Origin of the sequence: Aquimarina megaterium XH134, assembly GCF_000520975.1 — a bacterium.
GTDB classification, from domain to species: Bacteria; Bacteroidota; Bacteroidia; order Flavobacteriales; family Flavobacteriaceae; genus Aquimarina; species Aquimarina megaterium.
This window is the reverse complement of the sequence record NZ_JACB01000039.1, coordinates 101,483-118,270: the sequence shown is the minus strand read 5'-3', so window position 1 is coordinate 118,270 and position 16,788 is coordinate 101,483. Positions and strand designations below refer to the sequence as shown.

Here is a 16,788-nt window from a genome sequence, read left to right as displayed (position 1 = left end):
AGGATAACCAAAATCAACAGTTAGGAAATATCAAAGAGTTCAGCGTATACCCAAATCCTTCTGATGGTAAATTCTTTGTAAAAGTTGCACTGAAAGAACAAAAAGATATCAGTATTAAAGTATTTAGCCTGGCTAACAATACCATATTAGATCAAAAAAAACAATCTGGTAAAAAACAATACGAAATCCCTTTTACTCTGCAAATGCCCTCTGGAATATATGCCTTGGTACTAGAAACACCATATGGAAATCATATCAGAAAAGTGATTATAAGGTAATAAATATAGCTCAATAAAGTTATTAAATAGGCAATCATAAAGCATTAGTATAAATAAATTTAAAGATATTGAAATTGATTATGATAAAATAAAACCATGAAAAAATGTACTATCATTCTATTGTTTCTTTTGGCTTCTAATCTAGTCAAAGCTCAATATGAATATATATTAGATAGTAGTTATAATGTTATTATTTGTCCCGGAGGAAATGGAGTTGGTAGTATGACAATATCTGTAACATTAGCTGATAACTCTGTGCATACATTGCCAGCTACTCCGATTATTGAATTCCCAGAAAAAATAATTAAAGTATCTGTAAATCAACTTTACATATCTTTTATAAATTGTACTACCCCAAATTGTAATCGTACAACTGAAACTAACATAAATGACAGTAATTGCCTAACTCCTATACAATACCCTAGTTGTAGTGGATTCAACGTTTCTAAAATAGATTTATATAAAATAGAGAGTTTACAAACTCTAAATCCAACACCCAGAGAAATATGTCCTAGCAAAAATATTGTATTGAACGTTTTTTCATGTACTAATCCGTATCCATATGCTATTGAGTATATGTATAGTGGAATTGGATGGACTTCTCTAATTGGAACCGGAACTCATGGAAGCAATTATACCATAAAATATAGTGATATCCCTAACCTATCCGGAAAACCGAATGTGAGTTTCAGGATTAAATATCATACTGGTGCAGTCTCTAAACCTATCATTTATGAAGTTTTAAACTGCTCGCCTGCATTAGACACTAATATTTCTCCTAATCCAGCACCAAGCAATCCTACCTGTAGCTACAATAATGATGGTAGTTTCACAGTAATTTTTGATAGAGAGCTTGACGATAGTGTTTCAGAAAAAATGAACTTACAGGTATACAAACAAATAGATGGTGGTACCACTTTTGATGGTTATGAATCAAAAGTATTAACTAAAAGTGATTTTACTGGTCCTTCCTATACCTGGGATCCTAAAAACCTACCTGGTGGAATTTATAAATTATTTTGGCAGACCAAAAGCAACAACGGAGGTTTTGACGATATCGGCACAAACCCCGATGCATATGATGAAAGTTCTCCATTTACACTAACTCCTCCTCCAGTATTATCGGTTAATGGCACTCCTTCTCCTGTACAATGTTTTGGGGGAAATGATGGAAGTATTACAGTAACCCCAAATGGTGGAACACCAGGAACATCACCTCTATATGAATATTCTATAGATAATGGAATCTCCTGGCAAGAAGAAACTCTTTTTGATACTCTAACCAAAGGAGATTATACCATACTCATTAAAGACAAAAATGGATGTGAAGGCTCTAGTGCTATTATAACAGTAGATGAACTATTCCCTACAATACCCAATGTTATTGGTGTACCCGGATCAATTACTAGTCCTACCCTTATTAATGGTAATAATGGACATATCGCAATCTCTGTATCTAGCGGATCTGGTAATTATACAAACTATGCCTGGACCAAAGATGGAAATCCATTTACACCTCCTTCGGGATCTACAAATACAAATATCATCAATCTTTATGAAGGGGTTTATACCATCATAGTAACCGATAGTAATGGATGTAGTTCTGATATCGAAACATTCACTCTTACAGATCCTGAGCCCATCCAGATCACTATCAATATGACTCCTAACACTGTTAATTGTTCGGATACAAAGGTCAACCTTATCGCCAGTGCAATCGGTGGATTCTTAAACTCTGGTGGTGACTACTCGTATCTATGGGATGATGGAACATCGGGAGCTTCTCTAACCAATGTAGGAATAGGAACCTATCAGGTAACTGTAACCGATGATGGAGGGAATACACAAAACAGAACATTTAATGTAAACGGACCAAATCCTATAACTGTCACCCTTGCCAACAAAAAAGAATTATCATGCAGAGATGGTAATGATGCTGCTATACAACTAAATATACAAGGAGGAACGGGGGATTATGTCATCACATGGGAAAATATAGTAGATCCAAATTTTAGTGCGCTGGGGAATGAACTCAAAAATGTAGGGTTTGGATCTTATGTATATCGAGTAGTAGATCAAAATGGATGTGTTGTTACAAACTCAAGTCAGCCCATAGAATTTACAAACCCTCCTCTATTCTCGATTGATCTTGGTGAAGATCCTTTCTTTTGCGAAGGACAAACAGTAAACATATCTGCCACTATACAAGATCCTAATGCTTCTTATAACTGGACATCGGATACTGGTTTTACCAGTACCAACCCAGAAATCAATGTAGATCAACAGGGAACATATACTGTCTCTGTAACCAGCGGAAAAGGGTGTATCGCTCAAGACAGTATTACTGTGATAGAAAATATAAAAGAAATTAATGCAGAATTTCTATATGCAAGCCAGGTATTTACTAACGAAAAATTTGTAATCATAGATGTAACTTATCCTATACCTGATCAAATTCAGTGGATAATGCCTGAACAAGCAACTATAGTGATGCAAGATCAAGATCTTATTGAATTGTATTTTAACAAGCCCGGAGAATACGACATCTCGATGATATCTAAACTAGGAAACTGTCAGGATACATTTACTCAAAAAGTATTGGTACTACAAAAAGAAATAACAGATGATCAAAACCAGAATAGTCAAAATCAACAGCTAGGAAATATCAGAGAGTTTAGCGTATACCCAAATCCTTCTGATGGTAAATTCTTTGTAAAAATAACCTTGAAAGAACAAAAAGACATCAGTATTAAAGTATTCAATCTGGCTAATAACGCTATACTTACTCATAAAAAACAATCTGGTAAAAAACAATATGAAATCCCTTTTACTCTGCAAGTGCCTTCTGGAGTATATGCCGTAGTACTAGAAACACCATATGGGAATACTATTAGAAAAGTGATTGTGTACTAATAATATACAATAGCTGTTCTAAGTAAAATAACTCATAAAAAAAACGCCGCAAAAAATTGCGGCGTTTACTATCTTAAAAGATTAGTTATTCATTTTCTGATAATGGAATAGGAAGTATATTAAATACCTGATCTCCAGCCCTATCAATAGGTAATGTATTAGATAAACTATATCTTCTTAAATCAAACATTCTATGGTTTTCTGCCCATAAAGAATATCTTCTCTGATTCAGCATCTCAGTAGTTAAAGCATCTGCAGTTACTGCTCCCGAGTAATTTGGTAAACCTGCAGCATTCCTAATAACATCTAATGCAGTTACCGCATCTGTAAGATTATTAGCCAATATGCTTGCTTCTGCATATACTAAGATTAACTCTTCATTTCTAATAATATCTATTGGAGTAACATTAGTAGCATATAATCTAGTCTCATGAGTCCCTGTAAGGCCATCTTGAATACTAGGATCAGGTCTAACAGCAGTTTTTGTAGTAACTCTTGTGTCTCCTGCTTCTGCGTCATTAATCCAGCTATCATGCACTATAATTTGATCTCCATTGTTTGGTTCTGTTGCAGATACCGACGCTACTCTAAATACTGGATTAGCTCGGTCATTTCCTCCTCCTAAACCAAAGACATACTTTGGTCCAGTAGTCAAACCAGCAGTAAGACTAAAAAATGAACTTGATAATGATGTTAAAGAACTGCTTCCATCTCCGGCATAAACAGCTGCTACTGCAGCTACTGCTCTATTAAATAAAGCAAATGTACTTGGTGTATCAAAGTCAGTAAATCCATCACTTAAAGTAAATGCAAAAGTGCTTCCTGCATTACTTAAATCTGTATTCGCTTCATCTAATAAGCTTCTCACAGCAGCTAATGTTGCATCAAATCCTAAAACCGGACCTAAATTATCAGGATCAGAAATATCTACTCTAGCGGTTCCATAAGATTTTAAGATCTGAATTAATTCATAGGCCTTCATTGTTTTTGCATATCCCAAATATCCAGACTTTTCTTCTTCTGAAACTACATTCGTATTGGCTACAGCCTCTATCAAAAGACTAGCATTTTTCACACATCTGTAGCTTCCATTCCATTGTGCGGTACTATAAAATGAATTATTATCCAAGGATACTCCATCTTTTCCTAATAAATTTCCCGTATTTCTAGGGTCAGCATCAAATAAATAAAGTTCGCGTGCCATGGTTCCACTTGCTGTAACTTCTACACCTAATCCATTTCTTGAAGTAGATTCTACTCCTGTTGCAAGTTCATTTAATTGTTTTTTTGATGCACCATTAAGAACTCCTACAACACTTGGGCCATTTGGGTCTACAACTTCGTCTATAGTACATGAAGTTATTAGTAAAGCAAAAAGTGCTCCGGTAATAGTATACTTCATCTTAATTTTAAATATATTTTTCATTATGTGCTTGTATTAAAAATTAACATTTAAATGAAAGTAAAATTGCTGTGAACTAGGGAATGGAGTTACCTCAATTCCACTTGATAATCCTGCTCCTCCATTTACTGAAACTTCTGGATCATAACTACTATAATCTGTAATGGTAAACAGATTTCTAGCAGATACTCCTAATTTTATACCTTCAACAGATTCTCCTAACCAATTAGTAACTGTTTTTGAAGGAAGTCTATAGTATATTGCAGCTTCTCTTAATCTTAGATAACCAGCTGGCTCAACAAATCGTAAAGCATCAGCAGTTGAAGCCAAACGTGCCTGTCCTTCTGCAGTTTCTAAATCTGGAGACGTTCCTCCTAAATCTGTTAAAAATCTTGATAAGTTTAAGTTATCACCTCCTTTTTTCCATTGTAATAGAAATGAAACATCCCATTGCTTAAGTATCGTTAATTGATTATTAAATGCCATCTGAAAATCAGGCTCTACGTTTCCTACTTGAGTTAGTGTCCCATTAATATTTCCTACTAACTGTGTTACTGGTTTTCCTTCTTCAATATAAAAAGTACCTAAACCTGTACCAAAACCAGCTCCGGGTTGCGCAAATGCAGGAACATCTAATCGGGTAATCTCTGATCTGTTTAGATAAAATTGCACTCCTGTATTCCAACGGAAATTATCTCCATCAAATACATCTCCTCTCACAGCTAATTCTACACCTTCATTTTTAAGATCTGCCAAATTTGTAGTTTCTGTAGTAAAACCAGAGGAAGCAGGTAGTGATCTAGAAAGAATAAGATCTTTCACGTTTTTATGATAATATGTTGCCTCTAAAGAAACTCTGCTATTCAGCAATCCAAGATCAAAACCAACCTCAAATTCTGAAGCTGTTTCTGGCTCTACATCTGGATCCCCTTTTAAACCAGCAACAGATGTTCCTCCATTACCTCCAGTATTTGAAGATCCTAAACTAGTAAATGTAGCTCCAAAAGCAGCTGGGTTTCCAGTTTCTCCATACGCAGCTCTAACTTTAAATTGATTAATCGCTTCTAAAGTCCAAAAATCTAAATTTGCGATATTTACTGCCAAAGAAGCTTTTGGAAATCCATATAACTTATTAGGATCTCCATTTCTTGAAGATTTATCTAATCTATATCCTAAAGTCGCTATAAACTGATCTTTATAATTTCCTTCTACCTGAGCAAAATATCCAAAATCTTTTTCCCTTGAGAAGAATTGGTCTATTACCTGGTTTACCGATTGATCTACATTGGTTTGTCCTCCTGTTAAATCAGAACCCCGACTATTTACCAAATTAGATTTCTGATTTAAATAAGTAATACCAAATTGTGTAGTCAAATCCAAATCACCATTAAGTGATGTATTATTCCAAACTGCTATTGCCTGAGCATTGAACTGCGTAAAATTATTTTTTCCTTGTGCAACAAATCCTTCTTGATTTCCAACTTGAGCTTGATGTGTTTCTGGCACATATACATAGGTTTCATTTGCTAAGTAATCAACCCCTCCATTAAGAATAAGTCTAACTCTATTATTCTCTCTAGTAAACAATTTAGTATTCAACTTGAATCCTTGTATAATTCTGTTATTCGAATCTTCATTTTTTGCCTGGTCTCTTACAAAAATTGGATTCCCAGGATAATTAGGGTTATTTGGATAGTTACCATCAGCGTCAGGATATAAATTATTCCATGGACGAGTAAATGCTAATGTGTATCCATAACTTAATCCTCCTTCGTTTTCATTTCCTGTAAAACTTCTGCTAGAATTACTTCTTACATAGTTTGTAGTAGAAGTAAAATCAAATACATCAGAAATACGATGATCTATATTAGTTCTTAAGGATAATCTATCAAATCCTGTATTTTTGATAATCCCTTCTTCATCTCTATAGGATCCTCCTACATAAAACTTGGTCTTCTCATTACCTCCTGTAGCATTTATTCTGGTATCGGTTATAAAACCTGTATTACCATAAATTTCATCTTCATAATCATAAAGACCTCCATTAGAAGCTATAGTAGCATTATATTTATCTCTTTCTGCTGCATTAAAAGTAGATTCTACAGATGCTGCAGTCCAAGGTCTTAGTCCCAATTTATTTTGAATAACATTAATTCCTGTATCCTGGCTAAAGCTTATTTTTGTTTTACCACCTTTTCCTCTTTTGGTAGTAATAATAACAACACCGGCATTACCACGTTGTCCATAGATAGCAGCTGCAGAAGATCCTTTTAAAACCTCAATGTTTTCAATATCATTAGGATCCAAATCCGCTAGTCTATTTCCCGAATTTTCTTCATTCCCTCTATTTCCTCCTGAGGCAAATCGTAATCCAGATGGAATTTCTACATTATTAATATATACTCCATCTACAATAACTAAAGGCTGATTGTTACCGTTTATAGAAGAAACCCCTCTTAATCTCAATGCGAATCCTCCTCCAGGTGCACCTGAAGACGAAGTAATATTTACACCTGTAACTTTACCATATAAAGCTCCATCTACAGTAGTTTGCCCTGTATTTCCAACTAATTCTTCTGAAGAAACCGTTGAAACGGCATTAGCTAAATTCGCTCTTTTTATAGATGAACCTAGTCCTGTTACTACCACTTCTTCTAATGATTCTGTAGACTCGGCTACTTGAATTGTAATATTTCCTGCAGTTGCTACAGGTACGGTTTTTTCTGCAAATCCTAATGCAAATACTTTTAAGTTTACTGGCAAACTGCTTACGGTAATACTAAAGTTACCATCAATATCACTAGAGGTACCATTATTCGTTCCTTCTTCAATAATATTCATAAAAGGAGCTCCTTGGCCAGTGCCCTCAACGACCACTTTTCCCGTAATGGTCTCCTGAGCCAACAACAAAGTCGGAACAAAAATTAGTAATAGCAAAATCTTCATTTTGCAAAAATGATTGTGTTTTTTCATAATGATCTGTTTAAATGTTTGGTTAAATCTATTAAAAGATATTGATAAAACAATGTTAAAACTAACAATTGTTCGCATAAAAACAGTCAAAACACTATCTATACTGCATTAAAATATTATAAATACATGACAATTTTAAATATTTCAAATTCTTAACAAAATTGTTTTATAATTAACAATTTTCATAATATACCTAAAGATTCTCAAAACAATCAAAATCTATTACCTGTTCACAGTTAAACTTCTTATTTTTGCAGCCTTAATATATAACATATGTATAGAAGTCATTCGTGTGGTGAACTACGCGCCTCAGATATCAAAAAAGAAGTCACCTTATCTGGATGGGTGCAAAAGACTCGTGATAAAGGATTTATGATATGGGTTGATCTTAGAGATCGTTACGGCATCACTCAATTAATATTTGATGAAGAACGTACTCCAGCACTAGTGGTCAAAAAAGCTAAAACCTTAGGACGAGAGTTTGTTATCCAAGTAAAAGGAACAGTAATTGAACGTGAATCAAAAAATCAAAATATCCCTACAGGAGAAATTGAAATCCTGGTAAATGAATTAACTGTTCTTAATGAATCAATCGTTCCTCCTATTATTATCGAAGATCAAACAGATGATGGAGAAGATATACGTATGAAGTATCGTTACCTCGATATTCGTCGTAACCCGGTAAAAAACAGTTTGATATTTCGTCATCAAGTAGGAATGCAAGTAAGAAATTATCTTTCTAATGAGGGATTTATCGAAGTTGAAACTCCGTATTTAATTAAATCTACTCCCGAAGGAGCTCGTGATTTTATTGTTCCATCTAGAATGAATGAAGGTCAATTCTATGCATTACCACAATCGCCACAAACATTTAAGCAACTCCTTATGGTTGGCGGAATGGATAAATATTTTCAGATTGTAAAATGTTTTAGAGATGAAGACTTAAGAGCCGACAGACAACCCGAATTCACACAAATAGATTGTGAAATGGCATTTGTTGAGCAAGAAGATATTTTAAACATATTCGAAGGACTTACCCGATATTTACTATCGGAAATAAAAGGAGTAAAGATTGGTGATTTCCCGAGGATGACCTATGAAGATGCCATGCGAACTTATGGTAATGACAAACCAGATATAAGGTTTGGGATGAAGTTTGGTGAGCTTAATGATATTGCTCAACACAAAGAGTTTAATGTATTTAATACCGCAGAATTGGTTGTTGGTATTGCCGTTCCTGGCGGAGCTTCATATACCAGAAAAGAGATTGATAAGCTTATAGACTGGGTAAAACGCCCTCAAGTTGGTGCGCTAGGAATGGTATATGTAAAATGCAATGAAGACGGAACATATAAATCCTCTGTAGATAAATTTTACGATCAAGACGATTTGGCTAAATGGGCAGAGGCAACCGGAGCTAAAGCAGGAGATTTAATCTGTGTACTTTCTGGTCCTACAAACAAAGTAAGAGCACAACTAAGCGCTCTTAGAATGGAACTTGCCGAACGACTAGGATTAAGAAATCCTGAAGAATTTGCTCCTTTATGGGTAGTCGATTTTCCATTATTAGAATGGGACGAGGAAACAGAACGTTATCATGCTATGCATCATCCTTTTACTTCTCCAAAACCTGAAGATATTGCTTTATTGGATACTAAACCAGGAGATGTTCGTGCTAATGCATATGACCTTGTTTTAAATGGAAATGAAATTGGAGGTGGTTCTATCCGTATTCATGATAAAGAAACACAAGCATTAATGTTTGATCATTTAGGATTCACTCCAGAAGAAGCAAAGGCTCAGTTCGGATTTTTAATGGATGCTTTCCAATATGGAGCACCTCCTCATGGCGGTATTGCTTTTGGATTTGATAGATTAGTCGCTATTCTTGGTGGCCAGGAAACAATTCGAGATTTTATTGCTTTTCCGAAAAATAATAGTGGGCGAGATATTATGATTGATGCACCATCTAATATTGATAGTGAACAGCTTAAAGAATTAAATATAAAACTTGATTTATAATAAAAACCCCGCTTATGGCGGGATTTTTATTACCTTTAAACTAGTTAAGTCAAGTACATATGTCTCCCCAAAAGAAAAAGACACTACTTTATAAAGTACTTAAATGGAGATATCGCCATATTTCTGATAAGACCTTTATTCTTATTCTAAGCATTCTCGTTGGGTTTACAGCAGGTCTTGTTTCTTTATTACTAAAAAATATCACCCATTTAATTCAGGTCGTTTTAGAAAGTGATATCATTTCGTGGCAAGCTTCTTTTTATTTTATTATCCCTATAATAGGCCTACTAATTGTTTATATATTCACAAAATATATATTTAAAAGAGACGTAAAATCTGCTATCCCACTTATTTTACATTCGCTTTCCAAAAAAAATGGAGTTATACGACCTATTCATGGGTATTTGCCTCTCATTTTAGCACCAATCACAGTAGGTTTTGGTGGTTCGGTCGGACTTTTGGGCCCGGCAATTAGTTCTGGATCAGCATTAAGTTCTAGTTTTAGTACTTTATTTCATGTAAATCGAAAAACCAGAGTATTACTTATCGGTTGTGCATCTGCTGGTGCTATTTCTGCCGTATTTAAATCTCCTTTGGCAGGGTTGGTTTTTGCAGTAGAAGTATTTAGTTTAGATCTCACATTAACGTCTCTACTACCATTACTTTTTGCTTCGGTATCATCAATAATTACATCCTATTTTTTTTTAGGCGACGAAGTTTTATTTAGATTTAATGTTTTAGAAAAATTTGATATCTACGACACTCCTTTTTACATCATTTTAGGAATCGGAACCGCATTTGCTTCTATATACTTTACTAAGATGTATTTTGGAATATTACATTTTTTTGATCGTTTTTCTAAAAAAATTCATAGGTTATTAATTGGCGGACTTGCTATCGGAATCATGTTATATTTTATTCCTCCACTCTATGGTGAAGGTCTTGGCTTTATAAATGGTTTATTACATGGTGATCATCTAACTGCTATCGGCAAAACTCCATTTGATACTATGACCAGTAACATATGGGTTATCATTGCATTACTAACGGGTATTACCATCTTTAAGGCGGTTGCCATGACAGCAACTTTTGCGGCAGGAGGTTCTGGAGGAATATTCATCCCAACAATGGTTATGGGCAGTGCATTGGGTAATGTAGTGTCTAAAGTAATTAATAATCTGGGAATGGGTTTTCATGTTTCTGAAGCTAATTTTACACTACTAGGAATGGCTGGGCTTATTGCCGGAGTGTTACATGCTCCTCTTACCTCTATATTTCTTATTGCAGAAATCACCTCTAGCTATGAGTTATTTGTTCCTTTAATGATTACCACTGCAATATCATTTATAATCTCAAAAAATAAAATAGAACATAATATTTATACCCGAGAACTCGCAAAACAAGGGCATTTATTGACTCATGATAAAGATCAAACAGTTTTGACTCTAATGAATCTCGAAGACTGTATAGAAACTAATTTTATCTCCGTAAAACCAAATTACACCCTAAAACAGCTTCTAAGCGAAGCTGTAGCAAAATCAAACAGAAACCTATTTCCTGTTACTAACGAATCTGATCATCTTATAGGAATGGTTTCGTTAGATGATATTAGAGATATCATGTTTGATATTACCTTATATCACAAAATAACAGTTGACACCTTAATGGCTCAAACCTCGGTAGCAATAATTTACGAGCATGACAATGCAAAAACAGTAATGAAAAAATTTCAAGATACCGGAGCCTGGAATTTACCTGTGATTAAAAATGGTAAGTATTTTGGCTTTATTTCAAAATCAAAACTTCTTACTGCATATCGTAGAAAGTTAATTAATTTTACACGATAAACCCTCAATCTATCGTCTATAATACATCATAATACAATTAAAAACTAACATTGCTATTGCAAGAGGGTCTTAATTTTTAATGATTTTATTTTTGCAATACCATAAAAAACATTTATACCTATGAAATATATTATTAGAATACTTTTTATAGCAATTATCATCCTGATATGTGTTGGATATTACTTCAAAAATTCGGGAGATCATAATACCGGTGATAAATTAGTTGGGATTGGCATATTAGCTTCTTCTTTCATTTTAATGCCTCTTTTTATCTATCACAGATGGAAAAATAAAAAAATTAAAGACTATATGCTTACCGAGGAAAACCTAAAGAAAATGAGGGATTATGAGGCGAATACAGAAAATAACAACCGATAAATTTTCAAAATATTCATACTTTGATAACAATTCATAAAAAATTTAAAACTACCTTTATTATTTAAATACTTATTATCTTATTACAATGGAAGGAACAGTAAAATTTTTTAACGAATCAAAAGGTTACGGATTTATTACCAACGACGAAACAGGAAAAGACATTTTTGTTCATGCTTCAGGAATTGACGGCGAAGCATTAAATGAAGGTGACAAAGTAGAGTATAATGAAGAAGAAGGTAGAAAAGGACCTACTGCAGCTAATGTGCGTATAATTCACGGATAGAAAGCAGATTCTGAAAGTTTCAAAAGCACTACGATCGTAGTGTTTTTTTTATTTCTTAATTGATCCTTGGTATAAAAATTTAATTTAGTTAAGGTTTCGTTTTTCAATAAAAAATCGAGTGATCAATTCTCGACATTCTTCTTCTAAAACACCTCCTATAATTTCAGTCTTTGGGTGAAGCTTTGTTCCCATTGCAGTACATCCCCTTCGTTCATCAACTGCACCATACACTATTTTTTTAATCTGGCTCCAATATAAAGCTCCAGCACACATCTGGCAAGGTTCTAGAGTTACATATAATGTACATTCTTTAAGATATTTGCCTCCTAAAAAATTTGCTGCTGCTGTTATTGCCTGCATTTCGGCATGAGCCGTAACATCATTTAATAATTCTGTAAGGTTATGAGCTCTGGCTATAATTCGATCTGCAATTACAATAACCGCTCCTACCGGAACCTCATTCTTCTCATACGCCAATTCTGCTTCCTGAAGCGCTTTCTTCATAAAGTAAGAATCATCTAATGGGTCTAACATATATCATTAAATTTTAGGTAAAGCTAAATAAAAATATTTGTATTCTGAATGAAATAAAAAGTATATAAAGAACCATTACAAAATAGTACTTTTGTGCTATGCAACAATCATTTCTATCTAATATCCAATATCCATCTGACTTAAGAAAACTATCTCCTGATCAGTTACCCAAACTGGCTAGAGAACTTAGGGATTTTGTAATTAATATTGTTGCTACCAAAGAAGGGCATCTCGGGGCGAGTTTGGGAGTGATCGAGCTCACTATTGCACTTCATTATATATTTGACACCCCTAACGACCTCCTTGTTTGGGATGTGGGACATCAGGCATATCCTCATAAAATTCTTACCGGAAGAAAAGATATATTTCACACCAATCGTCAACTAGATGGTATAAGCGGATTTCCCAAACGAACTGAGAGTGATTATGATACTTTTGGAGTTGGGCATTCTTCTACTTCTATTTCGGCTGTATTAGGCATGGCAATTGCATCCAAATTAAAAGGAGATACCACAAAACAACATGTCGCAGTAATTGGTGATGCTTCTATTGCTAGCGGAATGGCCTTTGAAGGGCTTAATCATGCCGGAGTAACCGATACCAACATGCTAGTTATCCTTAATGATAATGCAATTGGTATTGATCCTAGTGTAGGTGCTTTGAAAGAATACCTTACTAAAGCCAAGATTGGGATTAGGCCCAGGAAAAATAATATTATCGAGGCACTGAACTTTAATTATTTTGGTCCTATTGATGGCCATGATTTACCTATGCTTCTTAAAACTTTGGAGAAACTAAAAAGTACAAAAGGCCCAAAGCTTTTGCATATCATTACCACTAAAGGAAAAGGCTTAAAACAAGCTGAAGAAGACCAGGTAAAATACCATGCTCCAGGTAAGTTTGATGCTTCAACCGGGGATCTAATTTCAAAAGACAATACAGGATTACCACCTAAGTTTCAGGATGTTTTTGGGTTTACTATTCTTGAACTAGCTAGAAAAAATAAAAAAATTATAGGTATAACACCTGCAATGCCCACCGGAAGTTCTTTAAAATACATGATGGAAGAAATGCCAGATCGGGCTTTTGATGTGGGTATCGCTGAGCAACATGCGGTTACCCTTGCTGCCGGAATGGCAACACAAGGATTAATTCCTTTTTGCACAATCTATTCTACTTTTTTACAGCGTGCTTATGATCAGGTAATACACGATGTAGCCTTACAAAATTTGCCTGTAATTTTTTGTGTTGATAGGGCCGGTATTGTGGGTGCAGATGGTGCAACACACCATGGAGTTTTTGATATTGCTTATCTTACTTGCGTCCCCAATATGATTGTCGCCGCACCAGTTAATGAAATCGAGTTACGACATTTATTGTATACTGCTTCTTTGGGACTAGGTCATCCTATAGCGATACGCTATCCCAGAGGCAGAGGGCATATCCTCGATTGGGAAGTTCCTATGCAAAAACTACAAATTGGTAAAGCTACTCGCTTAAAAACAGGTTCTAAAATCGCAGTAATTTCTACAGGTATTATTGCACATAATGTAACTAAAGCCATAGAAACTATAGAAGAAACCATTAGCCACTATCATTTTTGTTTTATAAAACCTTTAGATATTGATCTACTGAAACAAATAGTAGAGAACTATGACACCATTATTACTGTTGAAGATGGCGTTATCAAAGGTGGTTTTGGAAGTTCGATACTCGATTTTGCCAATCAGAATGATTTTAAAAACAATATTGTCACTTTAGGTATTCCTGATCAATTTATTCATCACGGTACTGTTGAGGAATTACAAGAAATTTGTGGGATTTCTCCTGAAAAAATTCTTGACACCATCAATACATTTCTCTAGTCGTTTACTTATAAAAAATGATGATCTACATGGTAACAATTACTCTTACTATGACACTTATCTATGAACAATAAATAATGATCATTTTTTTACAACTATGAAAAAACTAAGCTTATTCACCTTACTAATTATATTAATTTTTATTTCTTGCTCTAAAGATGATGACGCTTCAAACGAAGAATCATCTACAAATAAAGATCTAATTATCGGTAAATGGAATGTAACAGCCATTACTGACATCCCAAATGATGATTGTGAACTGTTAAGTACTCTAGAAATAAAAGCAGATGGCACTTATGAAGAACAAACCTATGGAGGCTTTGCAGGGGGAGTTAATTGTACTCCCGACGATTTAGATAAAGGAACCTGGAAACTATCAGGAAATATTCTAACATTAACATTAGACAAACTAGGTAATGCAATTAGTCCTACTACTGATAATACCATTTTAGAGCTTACAGAAACTACTTTAAAATATGAATTTGAATATACTGAAGAGGGGCAAACATTTAAAGAGGCGTGGACTTATACTAAAAACGACGACACTTCTAATTTAATTGGTACCTGGGAACTTACTTATAGAAAGGAAAATAACAATACCTCTCCCAATACTCTAGATAACTGCGAAAAAACATCTACAATAGAATTCAAACCTGACAACACCTATACAGAAAAAACTTTTGTTGAAATATCAGGTAACTGTGCAAGTGATGGTGAGTTTTCGGGTTCCTGGTTAGAATCTGATAATCAATTAACACTTAATTTTATTGAAAATAGCATGAATACAACAAATATTTCAAAATTCAGCATCGTAGATGATGAACTTACTTTAGTTTTTGATGAAATAACAGAGAAATATAGAAAGAAATAAAGGTAGTATTTTAACACCCATAAAAACCTGTCTATTTTAAAATAGACAGGTTTTTATATCTGTAATCCTTTAATTTTCTGAAATTTCAGTAAAGCGTTACCATCAGTTAAGCTCGCCACATAGTTGCTTATCCCGATAAGTCGAGTATAGAGATCGGCATTTGCATAATCAAAATGCATTCCTTCGGCTCTCAAGATTAGCTTATCATAATTAGAACTCTCTCCTTTATTAAAGTTATCGGTAGCTACGCAATAACGATCTAAAAGCGTAGCAAGAATTTCATATCCTGCAATCTCCTTTTCTGTTACTTCCTGGCTTTGATAAATCTTGGCAATGCTTATTTTTATAATGTCATCAATTTGAGCTTCGTATTTACTTTTGTCTATTAATGCCATATCAAAAGCCCCTGATAATATAGCTTCTTCATGGTCGATAAAAACACTTGCCGCTTCCCCTATCAAAGTGTTAATAGCTAGTGCTCTAAGATAACTTAATCGATCTGCTGTAGTAGTGAGTTTATTATATTTTGAAGTATTGATAGTATCCTTCACCAATTTAATCAAGTATTCTAAAGCATATTCTTCTTCTATCAATCCCAGATTAATACCATCTTCAAAATCGATAATCGTATAACAAATATCATCTGCTGCTTCTACCAAAAAAGTTAGTGGATGACGACTATAAGTAACTTCATCATCAATTTGGTATTGCAACAATCCTACTTCTTCTGCTACCTCTTTAAAAAAAGAAGTCTCGTTCTGAAAGTATCCAAATTTTTTATGAGCAATATGAGATGTTGGTTTTTTGGGCAAAGATTCTTTGGGATATTTCATAAACGCCCCTAATGTTGCATAGGATAACCTAAGCCCCCCTTCTATCCCTTCTCTAGATTCTGTAAGGATTTTAAATCCATTCGCATTGCCTTCAAAATCTATCAGATCCTGATACTGCTTAGGAGCGAGTTGATCTTTATATCGGTTACCGCTTCCTGTTTTGAAGTATTCTCCTATAGCTTTTTCTCCAGAATGCCCAAAAGGCGGATTACCAATATCATGTGCTAATGCGGCAGCTGCAACGATAGCTCCAAAATCATTAAACTGATATCCATGAACAGCAGCAAGATGCGGATGTTTCTCTAAGATTTTCTTACCTACTACTCTACCCAAAGAGCGTCCTACGACAGATACTTCGAGACTATGGGTTAATCGTGTATGTACAAAGCTGGTTTTGGATAGCGGAATAACCTGAGTTTTATCCTGCAGACTTCTAAAGGCCGAAGAGAAGATAATACGATCATAATCTACTTCAAAACCTAATCGGGTTTCGTCTTGCTCTTTACGTAATCTTTTGTTTCTATCTCCTTGTCGTTTTAAAGACAGGAGTTGTTCCCAATTCATCATATTTCTAAGAAAATTCGAATAT

Annotated in this window: 12 protein-coding genes; 8 read left to right on the top strand and 4 right to left on the bottom strand. The window is 34.4% G+C overall.

What is annotated here, in order from left to right; genetic code table 11:
- Both Z053_RS29030 and Z053_RS0120455 read left to right on the top strand, forming a co-directional pair.
- The coding region (locus Z053_RS29030; protein ID WP_035096484.1) for a T9SS type A sorting domain-containing protein at positions 1 to 278 on the top strand (278 nt) is incomplete at its 5' end.
- 96 nt (positions 279 to 374) lie between these two features.
- A complete protein-coding gene (locus Z053_RS0120455; RefSeq protein ID WP_025666835.1) occupies positions 375 to 3,191 on the top strand; it encodes a T9SS type A sorting domain-containing protein in 2,817 nt (938 codons plus the stop codon).
- Between the two features lie 85 nt (positions 3,192 to 3,276).
- Here Z053_RS0120455 and Z053_RS0120450 read toward each other — a convergent pair whose 3' ends face one another.
- Positions 3,277 to 4,617, bottom strand: coding sequence for a RagB/SusD family nutrient uptake outer membrane protein (locus Z053_RS0120450; RefSeq protein ID WP_025666834.1), 1,341 nt, complete (start codon positions 4,615 to 4,617; stop codon positions 3,277 to 3,279).
- Between the two features lie 12 nt (positions 4,618 to 4,629).
- Complete coding sequence (locus tag Z053_RS0120445; RefSeq protein ID WP_025666833.1) at positions 4,630 to 7,566, bottom strand: SusC/RagA family TonB-linked outer membrane protein; 2,937 nt, start codon at positions 7,564 to 7,566, stop codon at positions 4,630 to 4,632.
- Positions 7,567 to 7,839: 273 nt separating this feature from the next.
- Between Z053_RS0120445 and aspS the strand changes: the two genes are divergently transcribed.
- The 4 genes from aspS (at position 7,840) to Z053_RS0120425 (ending at position 12,096) form a co-directional block, all read left to right on the top strand.
- Positions 7,840 to 9,588 (top strand): aspartate--tRNA ligase, encoded by a 1,749-nt coding sequence (aspS, locus tag Z053_RS0120440; protein ID WP_025666832.1) that lies wholly within the window; start codon positions 7,840 to 7,842, stop codon positions 9,586 to 9,588.
- Positions 9,589 to 9,647: 59 nt separating this feature from the next.
- On the top strand, positions 9,648 to 11,435 hold the full coding sequence (locus Z053_RS0120435; RefSeq protein WP_025666831.1) for a chloride channel protein: 1,788 nt from the start codon (positions 9,648 to 9,650) through the stop codon (positions 11,433 to 11,435).
- A 120-nt stretch (positions 11,436 to 11,555) separates the two neighbouring features.
- The gene (locus Z053_RS0120430; RefSeq protein ID WP_025666830.1) at positions 11,556 to 11,813 is read left to right on the top strand and encodes a hypothetical protein; all 258 of its coding nucleotides are present in this window, start codon (positions 11,556 to 11,558) and stop codon (positions 11,811 to 11,813) included.
- 85 nt (positions 11,814 to 11,898) lie between these two features.
- Positions 11,899 to 12,096 carry a cold-shock protein gene (locus Z053_RS0120425; RefSeq protein WP_025666829.1) on the top strand — a complete coding sequence of 66 codons (198 nt, stop codon included), beginning with the start codon at positions 11,899 to 11,901 and terminating at the stop codon, positions 12,094 to 12,096.
- A gap of 84 nt (positions 12,097 to 12,180) precedes the next feature.
- Here the strand turns inward: Z053_RS0120425 and Z053_RS0120420 are convergent, their stop codons facing one another.
- Entirely contained in the window at positions 12,181 to 12,630 is a 450-nt protein-coding gene (locus Z053_RS0120420; RefSeq protein ID WP_025666828.1) for a nucleoside deaminase, read from the bottom strand.
- Between the two features lie 98 nt (positions 12,631 to 12,728).
- Here Z053_RS0120420 and Z053_RS0120415 point away from each other — a divergent pair, with 98 nt between their 5' ends.
- Both Z053_RS0120415 and Z053_RS0120410 read left to right on the top strand, forming a co-directional pair.
- Positions 12,729 to 14,495 carry a 1-deoxy-D-xylulose-5-phosphate synthase gene (locus tag Z053_RS0120415; RefSeq protein ID WP_025666827.1) on the top strand — a complete coding sequence of 589 codons (1,767 nt, stop codon included), beginning with the start codon at positions 12,729 to 12,731 and terminating at the stop codon, positions 14,493 to 14,495.
- A 97-nt stretch (positions 14,496 to 14,592) separates the two neighbouring features.
- Complete coding sequence (locus Z053_RS0120410; protein ID WP_025666826.1) at positions 14,593 to 15,366, top strand: lipocalin family protein; 774 nt, start codon at positions 14,593 to 14,595, stop codon at positions 15,364 to 15,366.
- A 53-nt stretch (positions 15,367 to 15,419) separates the two neighbouring features.
- On the opposite strand, the gene dgt is transcribed toward Z053_RS0120410, so the two are convergent.
- Positions 15,420 to 16,763, bottom strand: coding sequence for a dGTP triphosphohydrolase (gene dgt / locus Z053_RS0120405; RefSeq protein WP_025666825.1), 1,344 nt, complete (start codon positions 16,761 to 16,763; stop codon positions 15,420 to 15,422).
- Positions 16,764 to 16,788: the final 25 nt, after the last annotated feature.